Origin of the sequence: Pseudofulvibacter geojedonensis (genome assembly GCF_042675745.1) — a bacterium.
GTDB lineage: Bacteria > Bacteroidota > Bacteroidia > Flavobacteriales > Flavobacteriaceae > Pseudofulvibacter > Pseudofulvibacter geojedonensis.
This window is the reverse complement of the sequence record NZ_JBHTJM010000001.1, coordinates 32,070-57,351: the sequence shown is the minus strand read 5'-3', so window position 1 is coordinate 57,351 and position 25,282 is coordinate 32,070. Positions and strand designations below refer to the sequence as shown.

Genomic DNA, 25,282 nt, shown 5'->3' with positions numbered 1-25,282 from the left:
GAACCGTAATTGTTTCCAAAGTTTTGTGCAGTCTTGATTTTTTTGTTCTTCTTTATCAAGAAAAAAAGATAAATCAAACCTTAAGAAGTTTAACAGTTTTAGTTTCTATTTTACATAATATTAGAAGTACCAATTAAATGAATATTCTAATGGAAGCTAGAATAAAGCAAGTGTACAGAAATTTTTAAGCTAGGATTTAAGTAAAGGAAAATTTTGTAATGTTGCGTAATATTAACGAGAAGTTCCTGAAAATTTTTTACAACGAGAATTTTAATTACAGATGAATTATAAATGCGAAGTTAAAAGCTTTTTGCTTTTTTTGGCGTTGGCAAGCGATGGATAATTGTGTTATAAATAAATTGCATTAAGCAATTTGATTATATAAAAACAATCGAGCGTTTGGTAGCGGCAATTTTACATAATGGCAAATTATAGCTACAAATGACTTTCCTTATTAATATATAAAATCTTAATCCGTGAGAATCGCGTATTTGAAATATTAATGACCCAAGTACTGAATATTAAAAAGAATTACAGAAGTTTCGGGGATATTTTACATAGTATAGAATTATAGCTTACAAATGACATACAACAAATATTGACACTTGTACTATAATTTATATTATGTAAAATAGAAAATATTAATTCTATTCTAACTACAGTCCTCTTATATATTAAACTTATTTTTGCACAATGCAGAATAAAAAAACATCTCAACTAGAATTTGTTGCATTGATGGCTTCACTAATGGCATTAGTGGCTTTATCTATAGATGCTTTATTACCAGCACTTAGTCAGATTGGTTTGAGCATTGGTTATAGAAGTGATACTGATGGTCAATTATTAGTAACTATGATCTTTCTTGGTTTAGGAGTTGGACAGTTATTTTTTGGTCCATTATCTGATACTTATGGGCGTAAGAATATAGTCTATATTGGTTTAATTTTATTTGTATTAGCTAGTATTGTTTGCATATACTCAAAGTCATTAGAAATGATGCTCTTTGGTAGAATTTTACAAGGTATTGCTCTTTCTTCTCCAAGAACTATTAGTATATCAATCATCAGAGATTCTTATGAAGGTGATTATATGGCAAAGATAATGTCTTTTGTTACTGTTATATTCATTATTGTTCCAACAGTAGCTCCTGCATTGGGTCAAATTATATTAAACCATTATTCTTGGCAAGCTATTTTCTCGTCTCAATTGGTATTTGTTGTTTTGGTGGCTGTTTGGTTTGCTATCCGTCAGCCAGAAACTTTAAAAGAAAAAGATAGATTGCCTTTTAATTTACAGGTATTTACTAATGGTATTTTGCAAACCTTTAGCTTTAAGCAAACAACTATTTGTACTATTATTTCTGCTTTAATTACAGGGTCTTTTATGGTGTATTTAAGTGCATCTCAACAGGTTTTTCAAATTCAATATGGTTTAGTAGATGAGTTTGCTTATATATTTGCATCATTGGCATTAACAGTTGGTGGAGCAACGTTTATTAACGGACAGTTAGTAATGAAATATGGTATGAAAAAACTACTTTTTTATGCATTAATAGGATATGTTTTGGTTTCTACAACCTATGTATTCTTGTTTTTTAATTCAGAAAATCCATCTGTTGAAATTATGTTAAGCTTTTTTGGTTTACAGTTCTTTTGTTTAGGTTTTATTTTTGGAAACCTAAGAGCTTTAATGATGCAACCTATTGGTCATATAGCAGGTATTGGAGCAGCCGTAACGGGTTTTGTGGCAACACTTTTTTCTGTTCCTTTAGCTACTTTTATAGGTAGTTTTATTGATAAAACAGCACTACCTATGTTTATTGGTTTTGCTATTTGTAGTAGCTTAGGTTTACTATTGTTTTTAAGTATCAAAAATCAGAAAGTATAATGCAGATTTGTTTTGAAGACGATTACATACTTATTGTCAATAAGCCAAATAATGTATTAGTTCATCATTCTACAATGGCTAAAAACCAACAAGATGAAAAATCATTAGTACAATTACTTTTCGATAAATACCAACTTCCCTTCTATCCGGTACATCGTTTAGACAGAAAAACATCTGGTTTGGTTGTCTTTGCTAAAGAAAAGCAATATGTTTCGGCTTTTCAAACATTATTTACGAGTAACTCCATACAGAAAATTTATTACGGTTTGGTACGAGGATTTATTCCTGAAAAAGGAATAATAGATACACCTGTTAAAGGAAGAGATGCATTGGTGTATAAAGAAGCTTTAACTCATTATACTTGTTTAAAAACCTTTGAAATTAAGGTAGCAGTAGGCCCCTATCCTACTTCTCGCTATAGCTTAGTTAAGTTAGAACCAAAAACTGGAAGATTGCATCAATTGCGTATTCATATGAATAAAATTAGTCACCCATTAATTGGCGATCCTAAATACGGAGATCGTTTTCATAACCGTATGTTTATGGATCAAATAAAGTCGGATAAGCTGTTTTTACATGCTAAAGAATTGGCTTTTATACATCCATATACACAAAAAAATCAGCTAATTACAGCTGATTTCCCTGAACACTGGTTATTTACCAGTAATATGTTACTTAATAATTTAATAAGCTAATAAATCTTTCAACTCTTGCTCAAACCTGTCTTTTGGTAAGTATTGCTTTTCTAAAGCTGGTAAGAATGGTATTGGAGTTTCTAAACTAGATACTCTTCTTACTGGTCCATCTAATTGCTCAAAACAATTTTCCATAATTAAAGCAGATAAATCAGATCCAAACCCTCCAAAAGTAGTATCTTCTTGTAAAATAATTGCTTTTCCAGTCTTTTTAACAGAATTAAAAATAGCTTCTTTATCTAACGGAACTAAGCTACGTAAATCGATTAAATCTGCTGAAATGTCAGAATTGTTTTTTAAAGTTTCTAACGCCCAATGTACTCCTGCTCCGAAAGTAATAATAGTAATATCTTTACCTTCTTGTAACAAACTCGCTTTCCCTAAAGGAAGTGTATAATAATTTGTAGGTACATCTTGATAAATACTTCTATACAAAGCCTTGTGCTCGAAGAATAAAACTGGATTAGGATCGTTTATAGAACTAGCCAATAAACCTTTTGCATCTACTGGAAATGCTGGGTAAACTACTTTTAAACCTGGAGTTGTAGTAAACCAAGCCTCGTTTGTTTGACTATGGAAAGGCCCTGCTCCTACACCGGCTCCACAAGGCATTCGCACAACAACATCTGCATTTTGCCCCCAACGGTAATGAGACTTTGCCAGTAGATTTACTATTGGATTGAAACCAGAAGAAACAAAATCAGCAAACTGCATTTCCATAACTGCTTTCATACCTGTAACAGACAAGCCATAAGCAGCAGAAACGATAGCCGATTCGCATATAGGTGTATTACGAACTCTTTCTTTTCCGAAAGCATCTACAAACCCATCTGTTATCTTAAAAACACCACCGTATTCTGCAACATCTTGCCCCATGATGATTAAATTGTCATGACGCTCCATAGATTGTTTTAAACCTTCAGAAACAGCATCAACCAAACGAATGTTTTTTACTTCGTTGTTCTTATCAATATGCTGATATGCTGTGTTTTGGAACACATCATTTAACTCAATGCTTAAATCAGGTTCAATATTAGGTTCATCAAAAGCAAGCTTTAAGTTATCGTCTATTTCTTGCTTAAATTCAGCTCTTAATTCTACTTCTTTAGCTTCGGTTAAAATACCTTCAGTTTGTAAATAATTTTTAAAGTTTTCTATCGGATCTTTTACAGCCCAAGCGTCCATAAGCTCTTGCGGTACGTACTTGGTACCACTTGCTTCTTCGTGCCCACGCATTCTAAAAGTTTTAAATTCTAACAATACAGGTCTTGGATTCTCTCTCATACTTTCAACTAACTCACTTACCTTATTATAAACTTCAACAACATTGTTTCCATCTATAATATGAGCTTCCATACCGTATCCTTTACCTCTATCTGCTAAATCTTTGCAATTAAATTGTTCATTTACTGGTGTAGACAAGCCGTAACCATTATTTTCTATACAAAATAAAACAGGTAAACTCCATACAGAAGCAACATTTAAAGCTTCATGTATATCACCTTCAGAAGTTCCACCATCTCCAGTAAACACTGCACAAACTTGTTTATTATTCTTTAATAAATTACCTAAGGCAATACCATCTGCCAAACCAAATTGTGGGCCTAAATGAGAAATCATTCCAACAATTTTATATTCTTGAGTTCCAAAATGAAAACTTCTATCACGACCTTTTGTGAAACCATTAGCCTTTCCTTGCCATTGCGAGAACAGTCTGTAAAGAGGTATTTCTCTTGTAGTAAAAACCCCCAAATTACGGTGCATAGGTAAAATATACTCTTCTTTATTTAAAACTGAGGTAACTCCTACAGAAATTGCCTCTTGACCGATACCAGAAAACCATTTAGATATTTTACCTTGTCTCAACAAAATAAGCATCTTCTCTTCTATCATTCTAGGTTTAAGCATTGCTTTATAAAGGTCTAAAAGTTTTTCGCTACTTAATCCTTTTTTATCAAATATAATTGGGGTTTTTTCTGTAATCATCATTCTTTTTAAATAATTTTTGAATATATCAAAAGTGTAGAAAAAAATAACATTTACAAAGTATCAGGTTATATTTTTTGTAATTGTTAATAACTCTATAGGGAGCATTTGTCGATTAACTACTTGTTTTTTCATACTTTTGAAGCTTCAAGTGTTTTACTTTAGAAAAGTTATTAACTATTTAGAATTTATTAGAAATGCAAAAAATACCTAGTGTAGACTTATCAGATTTTATATCTGGAGATGAATCAAGAAAACAAAAGTTCGTTAACGAAATAGGAAAAGCTTACGAAGATATTGGTTTTGTTGCTTTAAAAGGCCACTTTTTAAGTGACGAATTAGTTGAAAACCTGTATAAAGAAATTAAAAACTTTTTTGAATTACCAGTAAAAACTAAGCAATCGTATGAAATACCTGGTATTGGTGGACAAAGAGGTTATGTTTCTTTTGGAAAAGAATCTGCTAAAGGAAAAAAAGAAGGTGATCTAAAAGAGTTTTGGCATTTTGGGCAGTATGTAGATGATAATCCCAAATTAGAAGCAGAATATCCTGCTAATGTTACAGTTAGTGAATTGCCTAAGTTTAACGAAGTTGGTAAAGAAACTTACCAAATGTTAGAAAAGACAGGAAAGTATGTTTTACGTGCTTTAGCCTTATTCTTAAATTTAGAAGAAACGTATTTTGACAACTATATTCATAACGGAAATAGTATATTAAGACCTATACACTACCCACCTATTAAAGAAGAACCTAAGAATGCAGTTCGTGCAGCAGCTCATGGAGACATTAACTTAATAACCCTGTTAATGGGCGCTCATGGTAAAGGTTTGCAGGTACAAGATCATGAAGGTAATTGGCATGATGCAATTGCGCAACCAGATGAATTAATGATTAATGTTGGAGATATGTTGTCTAGACATTCTAATAACCGATTAAAATCAACTATACATAGAGTAGTAAATCCTCCAAAAGAATTATGGGGAACCTCTAGATATTCTATCCCTTTCTTTATGCATCCAATTAGTGAAATGCCTTTAAACTGCTTAGACAATTGTATTACAGCAGAAAACCCTAAGCAATTTGAAGATATAACTGCTGGTGAATTTTTACATGAACGTTTAGTTGAATTAGGGTTGATAAAAAAATAATTATTAGTAATAGCTAAACACTTAAAAACTCATGGATTTAAAAGATCAACTGAAAAACCTTTTTCCGGACCATCAAGAATCTGAAGACGAAGTTATCAAAAAGTCAAATGTTTGGTTGCAAGAAGAACCTTTATTGTGTAAATATGAAAAAAGAAAAGGAAAAGCAACTACTATAATAGATGGTTATACTGGAGCAACATCAGACTTTAAGCAATTAGCTAAAGAAATTAAACAGATGTTAAGTGTAGGTGGCAGTTTTAAGGACGATACAATTATTATTCAAGGAGATTACCGAGATAAAATAATGGAGTTTTTAAAGGATAAGGGGTTTAAAGTGAAACGAGTGGGTGGCTAAATTATTATCAATAATATAATTATAACTTAAAGAGTTACAGAGGAGTAGCTCTTTTTTTGTGGATAATAATTATAAATTTTAACACTAAAACAGAAAATAATTCGTTAATTTTATAATAACAGAAACCGCCCCAAGTCTATGAAAAACAACCTTTTGCACATAACTAATGGAGACTTTACCACATCTAAACTGGAGTCTTTAAATATTCCTGGTAAAATATTTACTTGGAGAGAAATGCTTTGTGAAGGAAAAACAACTACTGATGTTGGAACTGAAGATTTTTGGAAATCACGTTTCGACTTTCTTTCTTCTACCTATAAAGTAACTAAACAACGATTTATAGATTTAACACTTAAAGAGTTTAGGAGTTTGTGTCAGCAAAAAACACAAGATGAAATAGTCTTGTGGTTTGAATACGATCTATTTTGTCAGATTAACATGTTGGCAATTCTATCTTGGATTAAAAAACATAGAAAAGAGGCAAAAATATCTTTGATTTGTTCTGGAAAAGAATCAAACTACAACGAATTAAAAGGTTTGAGTGAATTGAAAGATGAAGAATTAAAAGAGTTCTTTTTAAAAAGAAAAGAACTATCTAAAGACGATATAGAGTATGCAGATTATATTTGGCAACTATACTGCTCAGACTCTCCTTTAAAGCTACAAAACCTCCCTCCTTCTTCTACTTTTCAATATTTAGATAAAGCACTAGATGCTCATTTAAAACGTTTTCCTACTATTAAAAATGGTTTAAACGAAATAGAAAACACCATTTTAGATACAGTATTTACAAAAAATCCTAATAATGAAAAAGCTCTGATAAATTTCTTGTTAAGCAATCAGAATTTATATGGATTTGGAGACATTCAATACAAAGTTAAAATAGAAGAATTAAAGAAATTGTTTAAAAGCTATGTTCCATTTCAGTTAAATGACTTGGGAATAGATGTGTATCAAAAAAAACAAAACTTTTACCCTTCAATTAGAAATGACTACTCATACCTTGGTGGTAGTTTAAAATACAACTACTTATACAATGAAATTGATGGAAAAATTCTAAAATTATAGTATTTTCGCTTTCCTTAAAATTTATAGAGAATGCGAATTCCAGAATCTGAATTAATTATCAATCCAGATGGGAGTATATACCATTTAAATTTACTTCCAGAAGATATAGCTAATACCATTATTACTGTAGGTGACCCCGATCGTGTAACTCATGTAACTCAGCACTTTGAATCTATAGAAGTTTCTAAGCAAAAAAGAGAGTTTAAAGCAGAAACAGGTTATTATAAAGGAAAAAGAATAACAGTAATTTCTACTGGAATTGGTACAGACAATATTGATATTGTATTTAATGAATTAGATGCACTGGTTAATATTGACTTTAGTAGCAGAACGATTAAAAAACAGCATACATCATTGAATATTGTTAGAATAGGAACATCTGGCACACTTCAAAACAGTATTCCTGTAGATTCATTTTTAATGTCTGAATTAGCAGTTGGTTTTGATAGCCTGTTGCATTTTTATAATAGTGATCATGTACAACACAAAGATATTTCTAATGCTCTAATAGAGCAAACAGGTTGGATTAAGGAAAAGTCTGATCCGTATGTTGTTTCTTTTGATGAAAGCTTAGGTAATAAATTAAAATCAGATCAGGTAATTAATGGTTTTACAGCTACTAATGTTGGTTTTTACGGACCTCAATCTCGTAAACTTAGGTTAGCGGTACAAGATGTTGAATTAAATGAAAAACTAGCTAATTTTAGTTTTAATGGCAAACAACTTACTAATTTAGAAATGGAAACTGCAGGTATTTACGGATTAGCTAAGTTATTAGGGCACAAAGCTGTATCTATGAATGCTATACTAGCCAATAGAGCTACGGGTGAATTTTCTGTTAATCCAGAAAAAATTGTAAATGATTTAATTGTATATTGCTTAGATAAATTAGTTGACTAAAATGCTTAATTTAAAAATTGGAGGCGTTCCTGAACATTTTAATCTTCCTTGGTATTTAACCTTACGAGATAAAGCTTATCAAAAAGAAGGTATTAATTTGCGTTGGCATGATTTTTTTGGAGGTACTGGACAAATGTGTAAAGCACTTCGAGAAAAAGAAATAGATTTAGCAGTTATACTTACCGAAGGGATAATAAGAGATATTATTAATGGTAACGAATGTAAAATAATTCAGGTTTATACTCAAACTCCATTAATATGGGGAATTCATGTTGCAGCTAATTCTAATTACGAAAAAATAGATGATTTAAAAGGAACAAAAGCAGCTATTAGTCGTTACGGATCAGGTTCTCATTTAATGGCTTATGTTAATGCAGAAAATAATGGTTGGGATACAAAAGCTGATCTAGACTTCGAAGTAATTAAAAATTTAGAAGGTGCTGTAAATGGGTTGCCTAATGGTATTGGAGATTATTTTATGTGGGAGAAGTTTACCACAAAACCATATGTAGACAAAGGTATCTTTAGAACAGTTGGTTACTGCCCTACTCCTTGGCCATGTTTTGTAATTGCTGTACGAAATGAAGTGTTAGAAAAGCATGAAGATGAAATAAGAAGCTTACTAGATATCATAAACACCACTACAGAAGAGTTTAAGATGATTCCTAGTATAGATAGAATGATTGCTCATAGATATGATCAAGAATTAGATGATGTGCAAGAGTGGTTGAGCCTAACAGAGTGGTCTCAAGAAAATTTAAGTCCAAAAACGGTCAATAATATCCAAGATAAATTACTCGAGTTAGATATTATACCTCGCAAAGCTTCTTACGAAGAATTGGTTTATGAAATATAAAAAAGCTCGGTTAATACCGAGCTTTAATAGCCATGTAAAATAAAAAGTCTTATTATAATACAGAAACGTTAGCTGCAACGATTCCTTTTCTTCCGTCTTCTTCTTCGTATTCTACTTTGTCTCCTTCATTTAAAGATTCTCCTTCAATCGCAGTAACGTGAACGAAAATATCTTTTCCTGTTTCATCATTGGTAATGAATCCATATCCTTTTGATTCATTGAAAAATTTAACTGTACCAGTCATTGTAATAAAAAATTAAAATATTTGAATCGGCAAGATAGTGTTTATTTCAACACAAAATACAGAGCTATATAAAAAATAAATAATTAAATTATATTCCAGTTTATAGTCTCTTTATTATTCTCTAACAAAACAGTATTTGTTTTAGAAAAATGCTGATTTCCAAACCAGTATCCTCTGTTAGCACTTAATGGAGATGGGTGTCCACTTGTAAGAACTACATGCTTATTTTTATCTATAATTTTAGCCTTCTTTTTTGCATATCCACCCCATAGTAAAAAAACTACCCCTTCTTTATAATCAGATATTAATTGTATAACATTGTCTGTAAATTCTTCCCAACCTTTGTTTTGATGACTTCCAGCTTCACTTTCTCTTACAGTTAAGGTCGCATTTAATAACAAAACTCCTTGCTTTGCCCATTGAACTAAGTTTCCTGAAGCAGGATACATGGTATTGTAATCACTGCTTAACTCTTTTAAAATATTTACTAAAGATGGAGGGTGCTTAACACCATTATTTACAGAAAAACACAAGCCATTTGCTTGCCCTTTTCCATGGTAAGGATCTTGACCTAAAATAACTACTCTTAAATTGGATAATTCACAATACTTAAAAGCGTTAAACACTTCATTCATTGGAGGGTAACAGGTATTCTTCTCATATTCATTAACTACAAACTGTCTTAACTTTTTAAAATAAGGTTGCTTAAATTCTTCTTCTAGTAACTCTTTCCATGAACCAGTAGCATTAACATTCATAATATTATGTATTTTTGCAAATCAAAAATAAAGTAAAATAGTTTAATGAAAACCATTAGCTCTAAAACCCTACAAGATTTAGAATTTCAAACTGTATTAGAACAAGTATCAGAACTTACTATAACAGAATTGGGTGCTAATGAAATTTCTAAGCTTAAGCCTTATTTAAATGAAGAAGAACTTAAAATAGCACTAAATCAGACCAATGAATATTTAAGTTCTTTTGAAAATGAAAATATCATCCCAAATCATTTTTTTGAATCTATAACAGACGAATTAAATTTTTTAAAGATTGAAGATTATTTTTTAGAAATTTCAAGCTTTAGAAAAATTAAAACAATAGCAGAATCTAGTAATGATTTAATCTCTTTCTTTAAAAAATTTAAAGAATATTACCCTGTTTTATTTGAAACAAGTGATCAAATACTAAATACAAAAGCTATAAGTGAAGCTATTAATAAAGTAATTAATCGCTTTGGTGAAATAAAAGATGATGCTTCTGAACAATTGGGCATTATAAGGAGGCAATTAAAAGGAATACAAGGAAAAATAAATCAGAGTTTTGTATCTGCATTATCTCATCATAATAATTTAGGCTATTTAGATGATATTAAAGAAACCGTTATAGATAACAGACGTGTATTGGCAGTAACCGCAATGCATAGAAGAAAAGTTAAAGGCTCGCTATTAGGAAGTTCTAAAACAGGTAGTATAGTTTATATAGAACCACAGGCTACTTTGCAATTAACTCGCGAATTACAAGATTTAACATATCAGGAACGTGATGAGATTATAAAAGTTTTAAAAAACTTAACAAAAACTATTCGCGATTATAGAGAGCTATTAACAGAGTATCAATTATTTTTAACTAAAATAGATTGCATTGCAGCAAAAGCAAAGTATGCGCAAAAATTAAATGCAATACTACCAGAAATAAGTTCTCATAAAGAGCTGTTTTTAAGAGATGCTTACCATCCTTTACTCTATTTAAACAATACAGAAAAAGGAGAAAAAACTTACCCTCAAACAATAGATCTTAATAGCGATAATAGAATAATAGTTATTTCTGGACCGAATGCAGGAGGTAAAAGTATTACCTTAAAAACTATTGGTCTGTTACAAGTAATGTTACAATCAGGTTTTTTGGTACCGCTACATGAGCGAAGCAAAATGTGTTTATTCGATAGAGTTTTAACAGATATTGGAGACAATCAATCTATCGAGAATCATTTATCTACTTATAGTTATCGTTTGAAAAACATGAATCATTTTTTAAAAAAATGTAGTGATAGCACACTGTTTTTAATTGATGAATTTGGTACTGGATCAGATCCTGAATTAGGAGGTGCTTTAGCAGAAGCTTTTTTAGAAGTTTTTTACGAAAGAGAAGCTTACGGAATCATCACAACTCATTATGCTAATCTAAAAATTTTAGCTGATGAGCTACCAGCAATGACGAATGCTAACATGACTTTTGATAATAGAACCCTACTCCCTACTTTTCAATTAGCATTGGGGCAACCAGGTAGTTCTTTTACTTTTGAGGTTGCTCAAAAAAATGGTATACCATATAGTTTAATTAATAAAGCAAAAAAGAAAGTTGAACGTGGCAAGGTTAGATTTGATAAGACCATAGCTCGATTACAAAAGGAACGATCTAAATTAGAAAAGACAACTAAAAATTTATCTACTGAAGAAGAAAAGAAACGATTAGAAGCCGAAAAACTAGAAAAGGTTAACCAACGTATTCAAAATAAACTAGAAAGTTATCAAGAACTTTACGATGCTAATAGAAAATTACTTACTCTTGGTGAAAGAGTTGATAAAATGGCAGAAAGTTATTTTAACAACAAGCAAAAGAAACGTTTAATAGGTGACTTTTTAAAGTTAGTTGAAGTTGAAAACTCTAAGCGTAAAAAACTAACTAAAAAAGAGAAAATAGTAAAGAAAAAGAAAGAAGCAGTAGTTAAGAAAGAAGTAGAGAAAAAAGTAACTGCTATTAGAGAGCAAAAGAAAGAAGAAAAGAAAAAAGAAGCGCTTCAACCTCCAAAACCTAAACATATTTTAAAGATTGGCGATAGAGTTCGACTAATGGATAGTAAAGCTGTAGGTACTTTAGATAAAATCGAAAAGAAAAAAGCTTTTGTGAATTACGGATTCTTTACATCAGAATGCTCATTAGAACAATTAGAATTAGTACAACGAATGAAATAATGATAGATCAACTACCAAAAAATAAAAAAATAATTCTTTTTGACGGCGTATGTAATTTATGTAATAACTCTATTAACTATGTCATAGATAAAGATAAACAAGATATTTTTCGATTTGTTTCATTACAATCAGATTTAGGTCAAGAAATACAGCAATATATTGGTTACAGAGATACTAGTTTAAATACCATTATTTTATACGTACCTGGCGAAGCATATTATACTAAATCTACCGCAGCTATTAAAATAATAAAAGAATTTGGAGGGCTATGGAAAGGAATAAACCTCTTTCTAATTCTTCCAGAAAATATTAGAAATATAGCTTATAACTATGTGGCAAAAAATAGGTATAAATGGTATGGGAAGGAAGAATCTTGTAGAATACCAACCCCTGAGTTAAAGTCTAAATTTTTATAAAAATATAATAAGTAAGGGATGTTTATTGTAAACATCCCTTACTTATAATTAATCGATTAAAATCTTTCCTGTATAAATATTATGATTGGTTTCTACAGTATAGAAATAAATACCATTTGAAAGGTTAGAAATAGGTATTTTACTAGTACTTGCGATTATAGTTTTTATAACCTCTTTTCCTGTACCATCAAATAATATGAATCTAGCCTTAGTTTTTAGACCTTTAAAATATATATCTTCTCCATTCTTAACAGGGTTTGGGTAAACACTAAAATATTGTTTAGGTTCTTGACTTATACTAAGAGCCTGATCACTTCCTATAAAAAACTGACTAAAAGAATCAATTGTAGCTGTATTTGTAAATATAGCAGTATTTGTATTTACAGAATCAGCACCAATAGCCTCAGTATTCCAATTCGTAGTTAAACCAGCATTACTAGCTCTTTTATACATGAAAATATTATTACTATTTATAGTATCGATATTATCTATTTGAGAAAACGAAATACTCTCTAATGGAGTGAAATTTGTATTTAGACCATAATTATTAACTATCCAATAGGTATTATCTATAACATTTGTTGCAGGTAAATTGCTAGGTAATATGTTAATTTTTGAAACAACTATATCTCCATTTGGATAATTTCCACTAGAAGGAAAAGTCATTGAAAGATTCGCCAAACTAAAATCTTTAATACCTCCAGAAGTGACATTTAAGAGTTGACTAGTACCAGGACCAACAGGAGCATCTGAAGCTACTAAATTGGTATCGCCGTTTAAAACTAAATCACTAGTTCCTTTTTTATCATATACTTTTCCATTACTGTTATGGTTAAATTGATAGTAAGCTATTAAATCAGGATTACTAACATCACTTTTGGTTAAATGTCTTGATAATTTTACTTCTTGATCTGATAACGTTTTTTTCCAAAAAGTAACTTCTTCTAGTTGACCTTTAAAATTTCTAGACTGCCAACCATAATAACTCCCCAGAATTATTTGGTTCAAATCAAAAGGTACTGAATTAATATTCCACGTGTGCTTTTGCTCGTTTACATATAAACTTATAGTTGTGGGAGTTACGGTAATAGCAACATACGACCATTCGTTTTCTGGTACAACTAAATTACTATCCCACCACCAATAACCATTATTCCAATGTATACCGAGGGTATTGTTTCCTTCTCTAAAGTTTAATGCATTTTTGTTTGGACCATTATTACCTGATGACAAACTAAAAATTGCTGAATAATCTGGTTGTATTCCATTAGGTTTCACCCAAGCTGTACAGCTAAAATTTGTAATATTTGTTAAATTAATCGTACTGTTAATGGCATAATGGTTATTTTCTGAGCATTGAAGTGCTTGTTCTGGGTTTGGTTCTGGCGAACAGTAGTTTTCGCCTACTGAAATCATTTGTGTAACAGTTTTCGTGTCAGTTTTTCCGTTTCCATCTGTTATAGTAAGTGTTACATCATATGTTCCAGAGTTTGCATAGGTAACACTTGGATTTCTTACCGATGTAGACGAAACCGTTGTAGCTCCCGGAAATTGCCACTGCCAAGTAGCTCCGGCATGATTTAATATTGAAAAGTCTTCAAACTGAACCTCTTCTCTACTACAATGTACATTTTTTGTAGCCACCATAGGTTGCGCTTTAGGTTCGGATATTTCAAACAAATTTCTTTCCCATATCCCTCGATTACCAGCAATTCTAATTTTTCCGTCTCTATAGAAAGGTAATATTTTGGTAATTCTAAAATGTATTGGTAAACCATTTGAAAATAATTGCCAATCACTATGAGAATTATTTCTGTACCAAATTGTTTTGTTAGAAGTTAAATAAACTCCTCCGTCTGTACCGTTTTGTACTTGAATGTTCTCTATCCATTCTCCATCTAGGGCCGGAGTACTTAAGTTAGTCCAAGTAGCACCTAAGTCTATAGATTTAAAAACTTTATTAGTATTGTTATAACCGTTATTTAAAGCTAAAAACAATTCATTTTCGGTATTTAAAGACAAATACATTGTTTGATGATTCGCTGGTATGGTAACGTCTGTCCAATTTGTGCCTCCATCTATACTTTTCCATAGTTTACCACTGTTACCTACATTTTGAGTAACAAAAATAATATTGGGGTCTTTTCTAGAAACTTCAATAGCTTTTACAAAATCTGTATCTGTTGATCCGAATGTTTTAACCACAGAAAAAGATTTACCACTATTGGTACTTTTCCATAATTTGTTATCCTTACCTAAGTATAATATATTCCAATATCTTGGATCGTTTGTAACTTCGCTTCTTCTTGAGTAAACATAATGCTCGTTAGGATATAATGAGTAACCAGGAATATTTGTAATTGCACCAGTGATTACATCTGGTATTTCATTTCCAGAAATGTCACTGTGAAAAACTTTTCTGTTTTCTCCTTTATTTACATATCCTGTTGCAGATTCACCACCACCTAAAGACAAAAAGTTTCCTGTCCCGTAAGTTTGGTAATATGCTGCATTACCATTATGATATCTACCCCCTACTAAAACGTCAAAATTCCAGCCTTGGTCGAACCCCCAATAAGCAGATCCATTTACTCCTGTATTTCTAGACTCAATAAAATTTAAATTACCATCGTAATAATCTATACCACCATCACTACAAACCCAAACATCTGCCCCATTAAATTCTATGTCTTGAATATCTGGGTGCCTGTAACCAGGAGAACAACCTGTACAACCATAGCCTCCCCATCTGGTATATCTTTTTCCTCCATCTTCGGATTTAAATAAATTTAAAGAGCCAACCATAAGGTGATCTGGATTGGTATCTGAAACACCAATAGCAAGGTCATAAAAACCTTGGTCATAACCAGTTGTAGTTACCCCAAAATGTGTAAAACACCAATGATCTTCGCTATAAGGTCCACCAGGTTCATTGTCTGGGTTCCCATCGTTATCTCCATCATACGGAGTAGACCATGATTCTCCCGCATCATCACTTCTGTAAATACCAATATAATTATTGTCATCTACTGAATCATTTTCATTTCCAAGCAAGATAACATATACTCTATTAGCATCTGCATTAGTAACGCCTATTCTAGCTCCTCCATCAGATAGTGCTACCCCACCAATTGGTGAAAACCAACCGTTACCTTTAAGTGAAAATGTTACTCCACCATCTATAGACTTAAAGAATTCAGATATATTTTTTACAGGGTTACTTTTCACAAGAAAAACAGTATTCGGATTATCAGTTTTTAATTGAATATCTCCACACCAATCTGTATAAATAGTAGTCCATGTAGTCCCACCATCTGTACTCCTTCTAAGTCCTTTATTTCCTGCTATTAAAACAATATTAGGGTTATTAGGGTTAATTGTTATTGCGTGAGTATCTAGTTGACTGATATTTAACAATGTAGACCAGGTAGTTCCGCCATCTAGAGTCTTGTATAGTTTACTTCCAGCTCCAACATAAACTATATTTTCATTGGTAGGATCTATCTCTACAACTCCTACTCCACCATCATTAAATACTTGATCTCCTACTGAACTCCAATGCAACCCTTTATCGATAGATTTGTATACACCAGAGGTTTCTGTTCCAACAAATAGTACATTCGGGTTAGATATAGATTGACTGAACGTATAGGCATTAACCTGAGATGATTTTTGTGTTGCTCCTCCAGAGTTAAATGTTGTGAATGGACCAATAGTAACCCAGGCATTAGAATTGATTGAACTTGAAGAATTTCTAGATTGTAAAACCCTTTCTTTTCTTAAATTTTCCTCAGCTACCGTTGGTATATAAACATCTCCATTTTCTAATAAATAGTCTTGATTTTTTACTATTCTACTAAAATACTTAAAGTTTTGTGTATGTGTATTTTTCTTGAATAGTTGTGTTTTGTAATATTTAGAAAAAGCTGCTGATATTTCTTTATAGTTAGGAGAATCGGAATATAGTAACTTAACCCATTCTGGATCTTCTTCTGAAACTATTGGTATTGTTTTAAATAGTGATTTGTATTTTGGTTTTGGAACATATTGCCTTTTATTTTGGGCAATTATATTACTTGAAAACAATATTAACAACACGGTTGTTAATACCATAAGTTGGTTTTTCATAAGTTGGATAAATTTTAGGTTGCTCAAAAATAACTATTTAGGATACTTATTTTTTCTTTTTTTATACAAAATGTTTCGTTTTTAGTGTATTAAAAAATATCACTAAAAAAGCCATTAAAATAAATTTAATGGCTTTTGAAATACTGAGTATTTGATAATTTTTATTGATTTCCTAAAATAATTGGCATTCCAGATTTTCCAGATCCAATTAATACTACCTTACTATTTTGTGACTGCGATAATTCTAAAGTAGCTTCAATACCTTTTTCTTGTAAAATTTTATCTGTTAAAGAAGCACTTAAAATTTTATTAGCTGCAGCTTTACCCTCAGCATCTATACGTTGTCTTTCGGCTTCTTTTCTTGCCTTTTGCAATTTAAATTCGTATTCTAAAAACTCTTGCTCTTCTTTTAGTTTACGTTCAATAGCATCTTTAATTTTAGATGGCAAAGTAACATCTTGTACTAACACTCTATTTACCTGTATGTATTGGTCCTTTACCTCTCTTCTAACTTCTTCAAGTATTTCATTTTGTATTACATCTCTTTTAGAAGAATATAACTGCTCAGGAGTATAACGACCAACAACGCTTCTTGCTGCTGCACTAATTGCTGGCATTAAAATAGTACTAATATAATCTCTTCCCTTTTCTTGATGCAGTTTACCTAACATATCTGCTTTAGGCTGAAACCAAACTGTTCCATCAACATCAACCTCTAATCCATTAACAGATAAAACACTCATTTTATCTGAAATTGATTGTTGACGTATCTTGTATTCAATCATATCATTCCAAGGAGCTACAATATGAAATCCTTCACCATATGTTGTTGAAGTATCTACTCCACCCCCAAAACGCTTAAACATTACTCCTGCTTTACCAGCATCAATAGTAACAGCTGTTTTAAATAATAAAAATATTATAAACACAACTGCAAAAATAATTGGCAATCCAATCTTTGGTAACTTATCCATCTCTATATATTTAATTTTAAATTAGTCCGTTATATTTTCTTAAAAACCATTCTAAACTCAATACAAACAATAAAATTGCTAGTAAATATTTCCATTGTATTAAAGGTGATTCTTTGTAAGAAATTTTCTGAATAGTTTTATAGTTTTCATTATTAGCCAGATCTTCAAACAATTTATCAATATTATTGATATGATACAGCTCATTATTAGTGTTAGTAGCTATTTGCTGTAGTTTTGTTACATTAGGATTTAGAAATTGTTTTTCTATATTAAAATTTTCAATATCGAACACTCCCGTTTTAACTAAGCCTCCTTTTTTAACCATAACTTTGTATTCATAAGAAGATGCAGGTAAGTTGCTAATATCCAATTTATAACCATTCCCTTTAAAAAGAAAATCAAATTCAAATTCCTTATTGGTTTTTACGTCTTTAATTATTGCAGATACTTTAGCATTATTTTCAACTACATAATTTTTATCAAAATATTGTGCTTCCAAAAATACATCTCCTAAAAGATATGTATCTTCTGAATTAACTACCAAGCGCTCTTTTTTAGTATTAGATGCTAGAAACTGAACTGTTTTTCCAACAAAAGCATCAAAACTTTCAAAATTTGATTCGTTTAAGAAACTATGAGCTCGCCATTTCCAAACTCCTTCTCCCAATAAAAATGCTGATCTTTGTTTATTATTTTCGAAAAAAGTATACAAAGGATTACTAGTAGTTAAGCCGTTAATGCTTTGATATAGTAGCGTATAGGGCTTGCTATTTACAGTTAAATTACCATAATTAGATTCTAAAGGAGGGAATGTTTCAATAGATATGTTTTTTTGTTGATACAGTTCAAAACCATCATTGTAATTTCCTAAGTAATCTTGAGCTTGATTAGTGCTTGAAAAGCTAAAATTTGACTGCATTGAGTTCACCATTAACCAATTTGTTTGCAAACCGCCAATTAACCAATAGTTTTTCTGAACTTGATTTAACTTTTCGAAAATTGATTTACAACTAGTATTGGGTTGGTACAAAATAACTAGTTGATATTGATTTATATCAATAGTACTAGATGGTTTTACGATAGTAACTTTGCGCAGTTTATTACTTTCTATTGCTTTTTTTAGTGCCCCAATATCTGGATGTAGTATAGGTGAAACTATTAATACTTTAGTGCTCTCGTCTATTACCTGTATAGAAAAGTCTCTAGAATTATTTTTTATATTTTCCTCTGAATCTAAAGCTTCTATAGAAATGGTATAATTTAGTTTGCCTATATGGGTAGCTGGCAATGTTAAAGATATAAATTGAGTATTATCTTGTTGAGAAAAAGAAACTTGTTTGTTATAAACTGGTGTATTGTTTTTTTTGATTGTAACTTTTTGATTTACTGGCTCTTCACCTTGGTAACTTAAAGTTACTTCTAAAGGAAATTCATTATCTAAAAAAGCATATTTATTATGTTGTACTTGCTGTATCCTTAAATCTGTTTTTGTAACAGTATCTCCAATAATTACAGGGTATATAGGTTGCCTATATGTTTTAGAAACTATTACATAATCATTTCCATATGTTTGATTACCATCTGTTACTAAGACTGTAGGAGCTATAGAATTATTACTATTGTATACATCATTAAGTCCATTAAAAACCTTAGCAATATTAGTTTGTTTAGTAGTGAATGATAATGAATCTTTAATAGGGTTAATTTCTTTACCAAATCCATATACATCAATATCGAATTTATTATTCAGTTTAGAAGTTTTTATTGTTGAAAAAAGTTCCTGAACTCGATTTTTTTCTTTTAAAAAATCAACAGATTCAGACACATCTAGGGCTACAACTAATTTGGGTTTTATATTTTCTAGTCTAGTTTGTTTAAACTTAGGATTAAACAATAGTAAACCCAATAAGAACAAGCTAGTAAAACGTAAAAAAGCAAAGAGATGAGCTTTAGCCCCTATTCTCTTTGCTTTAAAATAATATTGAAAATAAGTTACCCCTAAAGATAAGAGTACTACTAATAATATATATACAAAAGGTTTACCTAACATATTAGGTTAACATTCCACCATCTACATTTAACACTTGTCCAGTAACGTAAGCACTCATATCACTAGCTAAAAAAGCACATACATTAGCTACATCTTCTGGACTACCTCCTCTTTTTAAAGGTATAGCATCTCTCCAACCTTGAACTGCTTCAGGGTTCAACTTAGCTGTCATTTCTGTTTCTATAAATCCAGGTGCAATTACATTACATCTAATATTTCTAGAACCTAATTCTAAGGCTACAGATTTAGAAAAACCAATAATACCTGCTTTTGAAGCAGCATAATTAGTCTGGCCAGCATTTCCTTTTACTCCAACAACAGAACTCATATTTATAATAGAGCCTTTTCGTTGCTTTAACATAGTGCGCTGTACAGCTTTGGTCATATTAAAAACAGACTTTAAATTTACCTCTATAACTTTATCAAAATCTTCTTCAGAAATTCTCATAAGAAGGTTATCTTTAGTTATTCCTGCATTATTAATTAATACGTCGATACTATCAAAGTCTTTAATTATATCAGCAACTAAATCTTGTGAAGCTTGAAAATCTGCTGCATTAGATTTGTACGCCTTAGCTTTAACACCTAGAGCAGTTAATTCTTTTTCTAGTTCTAAAGCAGGAGCTTCAGATGAACTATATGTAAATGCTACATTAGCACCATTTTGAGCAAAAACTGTAGCAATTCCTTTACCTATTCCTCTACTTGCACCAGTTATAATAGCTGTCTTACCTTCTAAAAGTTTCATTTAATAAAATATTCGTTAATTTATTTAAATCTAATATTTTCGAAAATCAAATATAAGAGTTATTAGTTAGATACAAATAAACTACGGCTTGTTTTTAACAATATTTCACTTCTATTTTTTCTTAGTTTACCACAAAACCGTGACATACTTTGGTTTATATTAATTTGCTTATTATCTTCGCTAATCCCTAATTAACCTAAGCCACATTATAAACCATGAAGACAGCTTCTAAAAAATCAAAACTTAAGTTATTACATCAGTATTATACGTACACAGGTTTTTATTCTTTTATAGGTAAAAGTTTAAAAAAGGCAATATTACCTGTAGTAATAGTTGTTTCTGCATTGATATTATTTAACAAATTTGTATTTAATATAAATGATGGATTGAAAATGATGACAGAAACATTTTCTACAACTGGAGTATTATCTGTCTTTTACATATCTGAAACGATTTTAGGTTTAATACCGCCAGAAATATTTATTGCTTGGTCTAAAAAAACTAGCGATCCGATTATAAATCTTACTTTATTAGCTACATTGTCTTACTTAGGAGGAATAACCTCTTATTTTTTAGGAAAGGCTTCTTTAAAAATACCTTCTGTTAAAAATTATTTAGAAGTTAAAATGGCTAAGCATTTAAAGAACACCAGTAAATGGGGAGGTTTTTTAATAATAGTAGGTGCTTTACTGCCAATACCTTTTGCTATTACATGTATGGCTGGAGGAATGATAAAATACCCTCTTAAAGGTGTTATTTTATTTGGTTTGTTGCGTTTTGTTCGTTTTGCTCTTTATGCAGTAATGATTTTTCAAATGGTAAATTAAAATATTATGATTCAATTTTTTAGAGGAGTTAGTTTTTTAGAAGGCTTATCGTTACTACTATTGCTTTTTATAGCAATGCCGTTAAAGTATGTTTGGGGAAATCCAGAATATGTAAAAGTTATAGGGATGGCTCATGGCTTATTATTTGTTGCTTATGTTGTTTTAGCAATTATGCACAAATTTGAATTAGATTGGAAATTTAAAACTCTTGGTATAGTTTTAATCGCTTCGGTTATTCCTTTCGGAACTTTTTATGTAGATAAAAAGTATTTGAAGAAATAAAATATAATTACATTTTATTATTTTTCATTTACAACAATTATAGTTGCTTTAACTCCTGTTTGTAAATTCCATTCTTTTTGAGTTACTAACTCTCCTTTTAGATTGAATACTCTAAACTGTGCAGTATTTGGGCCCGATTCTCCTTGATTTAAGGCTACAAAATGAATTTCGTTTAATCCTTCTTTTAAATCTACATTAATTCCTTTATAATATGAATTAAGGAATATGTTTTGAGCTACAACAACGTCATTTACAATTACTTTAACTCTGTCGCCATCTACGTACTGATGATCTCTACATTCGATACTTATAAAATCACCCTTAACAGTAACATCTCCTAAATACTGGTCGCTTACACTACCTTTTTTACCTGTTTTGCCCTCAAGCTTATTATTTACTTCCTTAATTCTACCTTCTGCAGCTTTGCTAGCATCAACCAAATTAGGATCTTTTTCCATACTAAATGTCTTGGGTGCTTCTAAAGGGTTGAATAACTTAATTGGCGAGTCATTATTTCTTTTTATAGTTGGCTGAATAGTATTTTTATCCTTGTTTATTTGAGATGGTATCTCTCCACCGTTATTTATGGGGTTATCTAAAACCTGAGCAGTTCCTGTAAAAAAGGACAAAAAAGAAACTAAGAGTAGTATATAAATAGATTTATTCATAAAAAATAAACATCAAGTTTTATGCCGTAATATAAAGATACTTAATTAAAATATGTAATGATTATCTTTTTTACTTAGAATTTAAGATATAGAGTTCCTTTCTTCTTCTTTTGGTAAATGAAATAAGAAATGACTATCGTCTAAATGAATTATTTTTTTGATTCCAAATTTAGCTTCTTTTCTATTCCAAAAACCACTACTTGGGTGGTACACTTGATATTCTGTGTTAACCAGAGTAGATAACTTATAAGATATAATAGATTTATACATTCTGGTACTAGCATTTAAATAATAATCAAATTTGTATTGATTTAAATAACGATCAAACTCTCTATGATATTTTAATTCTAGCCAACCATACAACCAAAACTTGAAACGCGTCTGCTCTTTTACATTCCTTTTTAAGAGATAATGCAATGATGTTTGGTACGGAACAGGGTTATATAAAACAACCTCATAAGCATAGTTTTCTTCTTCCGTTAGTTCAAACATTAAAGATTCAAAATGACTTTGAAATGTATTTAAGTTACCATATAAAGGCATTCTAGGAGAAAAGTTTTTTTCATAATCATATTCATGCCTGTGTGGTGATTCTAAAATAAACAATACCTTTTTATAGTCGATCCCTTTTTGCTTCTGAAAAGTAATTTTTTTATCTTTTATATATAACTTTTGATGTGTTACTAAGTGTTCTGTTCTAAAAAAACGACTTTTAACCATTACAAACTCCCCTTCTACTATAAAAAAGCGTTCATCTACATCGTCTTTAATAGCTTTAAATTCAGATTCTGTTATACTGGTTAATTTCTGACTTTTACGGTTGTAAATGGGTATTGTTTTTATTTCCTTCATAGGAGACAAAATTATAAATGAAATACTTGTAACATCTATTTATAACAATAAGTTATACACAATTTGCGTTTATAAATTAACTTCTCCTATTACCTCAAATACATTATCTTATGAATTTAACCATTGTAGCAACTTCTATTTTATTAGCGTTTATTTCTTTTGCTCAAGAAAGAAAAATAGACTCATTATTGTTAAAAAACATACAGTCTCCTATTATTTATCCAACACCAGCAGATAGAGCTTTGTTTATTGAGTGGAACAACATTGATAATTACATTGTTAAACTTTACAACTCTTACGGCAAAAGAGTTATAACAGCAATACCATATTCTACACTACACAAAATTGAACTTCAAACAACTCATTTACAAGATGGAATTTATATTGCAAAAATATTTTCTAGCAACAAAGTTGTAGCAAGTAAGAGAATTATTATTAAACACTATTAACAAATGTTTCTAATTAGTTTATTATTAACAATTTAACTACAAAAAAACTTTTGTTTACAACATTAAATCATTGAAAATGAACTATATATATATATTTGCTCCATAAAATGGATTACACTTAGTGTAACTTAATATTTCACCCCAATGAAAAAAATATTACTACTGTTGTTATTCGTGTGGAGCACAGGAATAACTCAAAACAATGCTATTACTTATTCAGAAAGTAATTTAGAGATTGCCAATCCAGAAAGAGGAATCTACCATTATACAGAAGCTCAATCTAACAATTATGTTTCATTAAATCAAAATCAGCTTGAAAACTGGAGGACTAACGACAATATTACTATGATTATTAGAATCTTTTACCTAAAAGATTTTATTAATAGTCCTATTTCTCAAAGCTATCTTAATAAAATGCAAGCAGATTTTAATGTATTAAGAAATGCTGGCCTAAAGGCTGTAATAAAATTTGCTTATACTGAAAACACTAGTGGAGCATACGATGCTAGTAAAGAACAAATACTGAGTCATTTGAATCAACTTTCTCCAATTCTGCAAAGCAATAGCGATGTAATTGCAGTAATGCAGGCTGGTTTTATTGGAGTTTGGGGAGAATGGTATTATACCAATCATTTTGGTATGCCTCCAAATACAAATGACTATGAAAATAGAAAAGATATTGTTGAAGCTATTCTTGGCATTCTACCTTCTGATAGAATGATTCAAATTAGAACTCCAAAATTAAAGCAAAATATGTATAATACTAATGCTATTACAGACGCAGAAGGGTTTAACAATAGCAACAAAAGTAGAATTGGACACCATAACGATTGTTTTTTAGCTTCTAATGATGATTATGGCACTTATGTAAATATAAGTACAGAATACCCCTATTTAAACCAAGAAACTAAATATACTCCTATGGGAGGTGAAACCTGTAATAACAATTCTAGATCTAACTGTTCTAATGCTCTAACAGAAATGGAACTATTTCATTGGTCTTACTTAAACTCTGACTACCACCCAGATGTTTTAAATGAGTTTAACTCAGGTGGCTGCTATTCTGAAATAAAGAATAGACTTGGTTATAGGTTTAGTTTAAAAAATGGTGTATTTCCTCAAAATGTTTCTACAGATTTGAATGTGTATATAGAAGTTGAAAACAAAGGTTTTGCTACTTTGTACAACCCTAGAACTGCATTTCTTGTTTTAAGAAACACTAATAATAATGATGAATTTAAAATAGCCTTGAATTCTGATACTAGACAATGGGAACCGAATACTGTAACTGATATTAATGAAACCTTAGTTTTACCAAACGATATTTATGATGGTGAGTATGAATTATTCTTGCATTTACCTGACAGCAGATCTAGTTTAGCTAATAATCCTGCATATGCTATTCAATTAGCCAATACAAATACTTGGGAGAGTAATACAGGTTATAATAAATTAAATACAACCATAAACGTAAACAATCAAGCTCTTGGTATTACCGACAATAGTATTATTGAATATACAATACATCCGGTTCCAGCCAATGATAAATTGATTATTGAATTGGAAAATATTAATAAATACAATATTGAAATCTATAATGCACTTGGACAAAAAGTTATTGCTCAAAAAAACAATACATCTCAAAATAAAGCTGTATTACAAACGAGCTCTTTAAGCAATGGTATTTATATTTTACGAATTACAGATGGCAATTCTAAACTCACCAAGAAAATTGTAATCAACCACTAAGTAGCATTTTAACAAACTATATATTAAT

General features: G+C 30.4%; 22 protein-coding genes. 13 read left to right on the top strand and 9 right to left on the bottom strand.

Annotation, left to right across the window (positions count from 1 at the left end; all coding sequences use genetic code 11):
• The first annotated feature begins 693 nt into the window (after window positions 1-693).
• Both ACFQ1O_RS00245 and ACFQ1O_RS00240 read left to right on the top strand, forming a co-directional pair.
• Window positions 694-1,887, top strand: a complete 1,194-nt coding sequence (locus tag ACFQ1O_RS00245) for a multidrug effflux MFS transporter (protein WP_377712084.1) — start codon at window positions 694-696, stop codon at window positions 1,885-1,887.
• The gene (locus ACFQ1O_RS00240; RefSeq protein WP_377712082.1) at window positions 1,887-2,582 is read left to right on the top strand and encodes a pseudouridine synthase; all 696 of its coding nucleotides are present in this window, start codon (window positions 1,887-1,889) and stop codon (window positions 2,580-2,582) included. Before ACFQ1O_RS00245 ends, ACFQ1O_RS00240 begins: the two co-directional genes overlap by 1 nt.
• Here the strand turns inward: ACFQ1O_RS00240 and ACFQ1O_RS00235 are convergent.
• Window positions 2,571-4,571 carry an alpha-ketoacid dehydrogenase subunit alpha/beta gene (locus ACFQ1O_RS00235; RefSeq protein ID WP_377712080.1) on the bottom strand — a complete coding sequence of 667 codons (2,001 nt, stop codon included), beginning with the start codon at window positions 4,569-4,571 and terminating at the stop codon, window positions 2,571-2,573. The two genes, ACFQ1O_RS00240 and ACFQ1O_RS00235, sit on opposite strands and share 12 nt — an antisense overlap.
• A gap of 194 nt (window positions 4,572-4,765) precedes the next feature.
• Here ACFQ1O_RS00235 and ACFQ1O_RS00230 point away from each other — a divergent pair, with 194 nt between their 5' ends.
• The 5 genes from ACFQ1O_RS00230 (at window position 4,766) to ACFQ1O_RS00210 (ending at window position 8,895) form a co-directional block, all read left to right on the top strand.
• Window positions 4,766-5,716, top strand: coding sequence for an isopenicillin N synthase family dioxygenase (locus ACFQ1O_RS00230; RefSeq protein WP_377712078.1), 951 nt, complete (start codon window positions 4,766-4,768; stop codon window positions 5,714-5,716).
• A 31-nt stretch (window positions 5,717-5,747) separates the two neighbouring features.
• Window positions 5,748-6,071 carry a translation initiation factor gene (locus ACFQ1O_RS00225; protein ID WP_377712076.1) on the top strand — a complete coding sequence of 108 codons (324 nt, stop codon included), beginning with the start codon at window positions 5,748-5,750 and terminating at the stop codon, window positions 6,069-6,071.
• A gap of 138 nt (window positions 6,072-6,209) precedes the next feature.
• Entirely contained in the window at window positions 6,210-7,139 is a 930-nt protein-coding gene (locus tag ACFQ1O_RS00220) for a DUF1835 domain-containing protein (RefSeq protein WP_377712074.1), read from the top strand.
• A 30-nt stretch (window positions 7,140-7,169) separates the two neighbouring features.
• Window positions 7,170-8,039 (top strand): nucleoside phosphorylase, encoded by an 870-nt coding sequence (locus ACFQ1O_RS00215; protein WP_377712072.1) that lies wholly within the window; start codon window positions 7,170-7,172, stop codon window positions 8,037-8,039.
• A gap of 1 nt (window position 8,040) precedes the next feature.
• Window positions 8,041-8,895 (top strand): substrate-binding domain-containing protein, encoded by an 855-nt coding sequence (locus ACFQ1O_RS00210; RefSeq protein ID WP_377712070.1) that lies wholly within the window; start codon window positions 8,041-8,043, stop codon window positions 8,893-8,895.
• A gap of 52 nt (window positions 8,896-8,947) precedes the next feature.
• Here the strand turns inward: ACFQ1O_RS00210 and ACFQ1O_RS00205 are convergent, their stop codons facing one another.
• Together ACFQ1O_RS00205 and ACFQ1O_RS00200 are read right to left on the bottom strand one after the other, a co-directional pair.
• The gene (locus tag ACFQ1O_RS00205) at window positions 8,948-9,139 is read right to left on the bottom strand and encodes a cold-shock protein (RefSeq protein WP_377712068.1); all 192 of its coding nucleotides are present in this window, start codon (window positions 9,137-9,139) and stop codon (window positions 8,948-8,950) included.
• A gap of 83 nt (window positions 9,140-9,222) precedes the next feature.
• On the bottom strand, window positions 9,223-9,897 hold the full coding sequence (locus tag ACFQ1O_RS00200; RefSeq protein ID WP_377712066.1) for a uracil-DNA glycosylase: 675 nt from the start codon (window positions 9,895-9,897) through the stop codon (window positions 9,223-9,225).
• A gap of 45 nt (window positions 9,898-9,942) precedes the next feature.
• On the opposite strand from ACFQ1O_RS00200, the gene ACFQ1O_RS00195 reads away from it, so the two are divergent.
• On the top strand, window positions 9,943-12,111 hold the full coding sequence (locus ACFQ1O_RS00195; RefSeq protein WP_377712064.1) for an endonuclease MutS2: 2,169 nt from the start codon (window positions 9,943-9,945) through the stop codon (window positions 12,109-12,111).
• On the top strand, window positions 12,111-12,527 hold the full coding sequence (locus ACFQ1O_RS00190) for a thiol-disulfide oxidoreductase DCC family protein (protein ID WP_377712062.1): 417 nt from the start codon (window positions 12,111-12,113) through the stop codon (window positions 12,525-12,527). Before ACFQ1O_RS00195 ends, ACFQ1O_RS00190 begins: the two co-directional genes overlap by 1 nt.
• A 48-nt stretch (window positions 12,528-12,575) precedes the next feature.
• On the opposite strand, the gene ACFQ1O_RS00185 is transcribed toward ACFQ1O_RS00190, so the two are convergent.
• From ACFQ1O_RS00185 to fabG, 4 genes are all read right to left on the bottom strand, one after another.
• Window positions 12,576-16,655: a LamG-like jellyroll fold domain-containing protein gene (locus ACFQ1O_RS00185; protein ID WP_377712060.1), complete on the bottom strand. Its 4,080-nt coding sequence runs from the start codon at window positions 16,653-16,655 to the stop codon at window positions 12,576-12,578.
• A gap of 161 nt (window positions 16,656-16,816) precedes the next feature.
• Entirely contained in the window at window positions 16,817-17,629 is an 813-nt protein-coding gene (locus tag ACFQ1O_RS00180) for a prohibitin family protein (RefSeq protein ID WP_377712058.1), read from the bottom strand.
• Between the two features lie 16 nt (window positions 17,630-17,645).
• Window positions 17,646-19,679 (bottom strand): VWA domain-containing protein, encoded by a 2,034-nt coding sequence (locus ACFQ1O_RS00175; RefSeq protein WP_377712056.1) that lies wholly within the window; start codon window positions 19,677-19,679, stop codon window positions 17,646-17,648.
• Window position 19,680: 1 nt separating this feature from the next.
• On the bottom strand, window positions 19,681-20,427 hold the full coding sequence (fabG, locus tag ACFQ1O_RS00170; RefSeq protein ID WP_377712054.1) for a 3-oxoacyl-[acyl-carrier-protein] reductase: 747 nt from the start codon (window positions 20,425-20,427) through the stop codon (window positions 19,681-19,683).
• Between the two features lie 215 nt (window positions 20,428-20,642).
• Between fabG and ACFQ1O_RS00165 the strand changes: the two genes are divergently transcribed.
• The gene (locus ACFQ1O_RS00165; RefSeq protein ID WP_377712052.1) at window positions 20,643-21,254 is read left to right on the top strand and encodes a YqaA family protein; all 612 of its coding nucleotides are present in this window, start codon (window positions 20,643-20,645) and stop codon (window positions 21,252-21,254) included.
• Between the two features lie 6 nt (window positions 21,255-21,260).
• The gene (locus ACFQ1O_RS00160) at window positions 21,261-21,536 is read left to right on the top strand and encodes a DUF3817 domain-containing protein (RefSeq protein ID WP_377712050.1); all 276 of its coding nucleotides are present in this window, start codon (window positions 21,261-21,263) and stop codon (window positions 21,534-21,536) included.
• 17 nt (window positions 21,537-21,553) lie between these two features.
• Here ACFQ1O_RS00160 and ACFQ1O_RS00155 read toward each other — a convergent pair whose 3' ends face one another.
• On the bottom strand, window positions 21,554-22,204 hold the full coding sequence (locus tag ACFQ1O_RS00155) for a hypothetical protein (RefSeq protein ID WP_377712048.1): 651 nt from the start codon (window positions 22,202-22,204) through the stop codon (window positions 21,554-21,556).
• An 81-nt stretch (window positions 22,205-22,285) separates the two neighbouring features.
• The gene (locus ACFQ1O_RS00150; protein WP_377712046.1) at window positions 22,286-23,056 is read right to left on the bottom strand and encodes a hypothetical protein; all 771 of its coding nucleotides are present in this window, start codon (window positions 23,054-23,056) and stop codon (window positions 22,286-22,288) included.
• A gap of 110 nt (window positions 23,057-23,166) precedes the next feature.
• Here ACFQ1O_RS00150 and ACFQ1O_RS00145 point away from each other — a divergent pair, with 110 nt between their 5' ends.
• Both ACFQ1O_RS00145 and ACFQ1O_RS00140 read left to right on the top strand, forming a co-directional pair.
• Window positions 23,167-23,505, top strand: a complete 339-nt coding sequence (locus tag ACFQ1O_RS00145; protein ID WP_377712044.1) for a T9SS type A sorting domain-containing protein — start codon at window positions 23,167-23,169, stop codon at window positions 23,503-23,505.
• A 144-nt stretch (window positions 23,506-23,649) separates the two neighbouring features.
• Window positions 23,650-25,254 carry a T9SS type A sorting domain-containing protein gene (locus ACFQ1O_RS00140; protein WP_377712042.1) on the top strand — a complete coding sequence of 535 codons (1,605 nt, stop codon included), beginning with the start codon at window positions 23,650-23,652 and terminating at the stop codon, window positions 25,252-25,254.
• The last annotated feature ends 28 nt before the right edge of the window (window positions 25,255-25,282 follow it).

Excerpts from the sequence above, each read along its gene's own strand:
- ACFQ1O_RS00195 (WP_377712064.1), top strand. The coding sequence starts at position 9,943 with ATGAAAACCATTAGCTCTAAAACCCTACAAGATTTAGAATTTCAAACT.
- ACFQ1O_RS00200 (WP_377712066.1), bottom strand. The coding sequence starts at position 9,897 with ATGAATGTTAATGCTACTGGTTCATGGAAAGAGTTACTAGAAGAAGAA.
- ACFQ1O_RS00225 (WP_377712076.1), top strand. The coding sequence starts at position 5,748 with ATGGATTTAAAAGATCAACTGAAAAACCTTTTTCCGGACCATCAAGAA.
- ACFQ1O_RS00175 (WP_377712056.1), bottom strand. The coding sequence starts at position 19,679 with ATGTTAGGTAAACCTTTTGTATATATATTATTAGTAGTACTCTTATCT.
- ACFQ1O_RS00215 (WP_377712072.1), top strand. The coding sequence starts at position 7,170 with ATGCGAATTCCAGAATCTGAATTAATTATCAATCCAGATGGGAGTATA.
- ACFQ1O_RS00165 (WP_377712052.1), top strand. The coding sequence starts at position 20,643 with ATGAAGACAGCTTCTAAAAAATCAAAACTTAAGTTATTACATCAGTAT.
- ACFQ1O_RS00190 (WP_377712062.1), top strand. The coding sequence starts at position 12,111 with ATGATAGATCAACTACCAAAAAATAAAAAAATAATTCTTTTTGACGGC.
- ACFQ1O_RS00160 (WP_377712050.1), top strand. The coding sequence starts at position 21,261 with ATGATTCAATTTTTTAGAGGAGTTAGTTTTTTAGAAGGCTTATCGTTA.
- ACFQ1O_RS00240 (WP_377712082.1), top strand. The coding sequence starts at position 1,887 with ATGCAGATTTGTTTTGAAGACGATTACATACTTATTGTCAATAAGCCA.
- ACFQ1O_RS00205 (WP_377712068.1), bottom strand. The coding sequence starts at position 9,139 with ATGACTGGTACAGTTAAATTTTTCAATGAATCAAAAGGATATGGATTC.
- ACFQ1O_RS00180 (WP_377712058.1), bottom strand. The coding sequence starts at position 17,629 with ATGGATAAGTTACCAAAGATTGGATTGCCAATTATTTTTGCAGTTGTG.
- ACFQ1O_RS00235 (WP_377712080.1), bottom strand. The coding sequence starts at position 4,571 with ATGATGATTACAGAAAAAACCCCAATTATATTTGATAAAAAAGGATTA.
- ACFQ1O_RS00245 (WP_377712084.1), top strand. The coding sequence starts at position 694 with ATGCAGAATAAAAAAACATCTCAACTAGAATTTGTTGCATTGATGGCT.
- ACFQ1O_RS00150 (WP_377712046.1), bottom strand. The coding sequence starts at position 23,056 with ATGAAGGAAATAAAAACAATACCCATTTACAACCGTAAAAGTCAGAAA.
- ACFQ1O_RS00220 (WP_377712074.1), top strand. The coding sequence starts at position 6,210 with ATGAAAAACAACCTTTTGCACATAACTAATGGAGACTTTACCACATCT.
- ACFQ1O_RS00155 (WP_377712048.1), bottom strand. The coding sequence starts at position 22,204 with ATGAATAAATCTATTTATATACTACTCTTAGTTTCTTTTTTGTCCTTT.
- ACFQ1O_RS00145 (WP_377712044.1), top strand. The coding sequence starts at position 23,167 with ATGAATTTAACCATTGTAGCAACTTCTATTTTATTAGCGTTTATTTCT.
- ACFQ1O_RS00140 (WP_377712042.1), top strand. The coding sequence starts at position 23,650 with ATGAAAAAAATATTACTACTGTTGTTATTCGTGTGGAGCACAGGAATA.
- ACFQ1O_RS00230 (WP_377712078.1), top strand. The coding sequence starts at position 4,766 with ATGCAAAAAATACCTAGTGTAGACTTATCAGATTTTATATCTGGAGAT.
- ACFQ1O_RS00210 (WP_377712070.1), top strand. The coding sequence starts at position 8,041 with ATGCTTAATTTAAAAATTGGAGGCGTTCCTGAACATTTTAATCTTCCT.
- fabG (WP_377712054.1), bottom strand. The coding sequence starts at position 20,427 with ATGAAACTTTTAGAAGGTAAGACAGCTATTATAACTGGTGCAAGTAGA.
- ACFQ1O_RS00185 (WP_377712060.1), bottom strand. The coding sequence starts at position 16,655 with ATGAAAAACCAACTTATGGTATTAACAACCGTGTTGTTAATATTGTTT.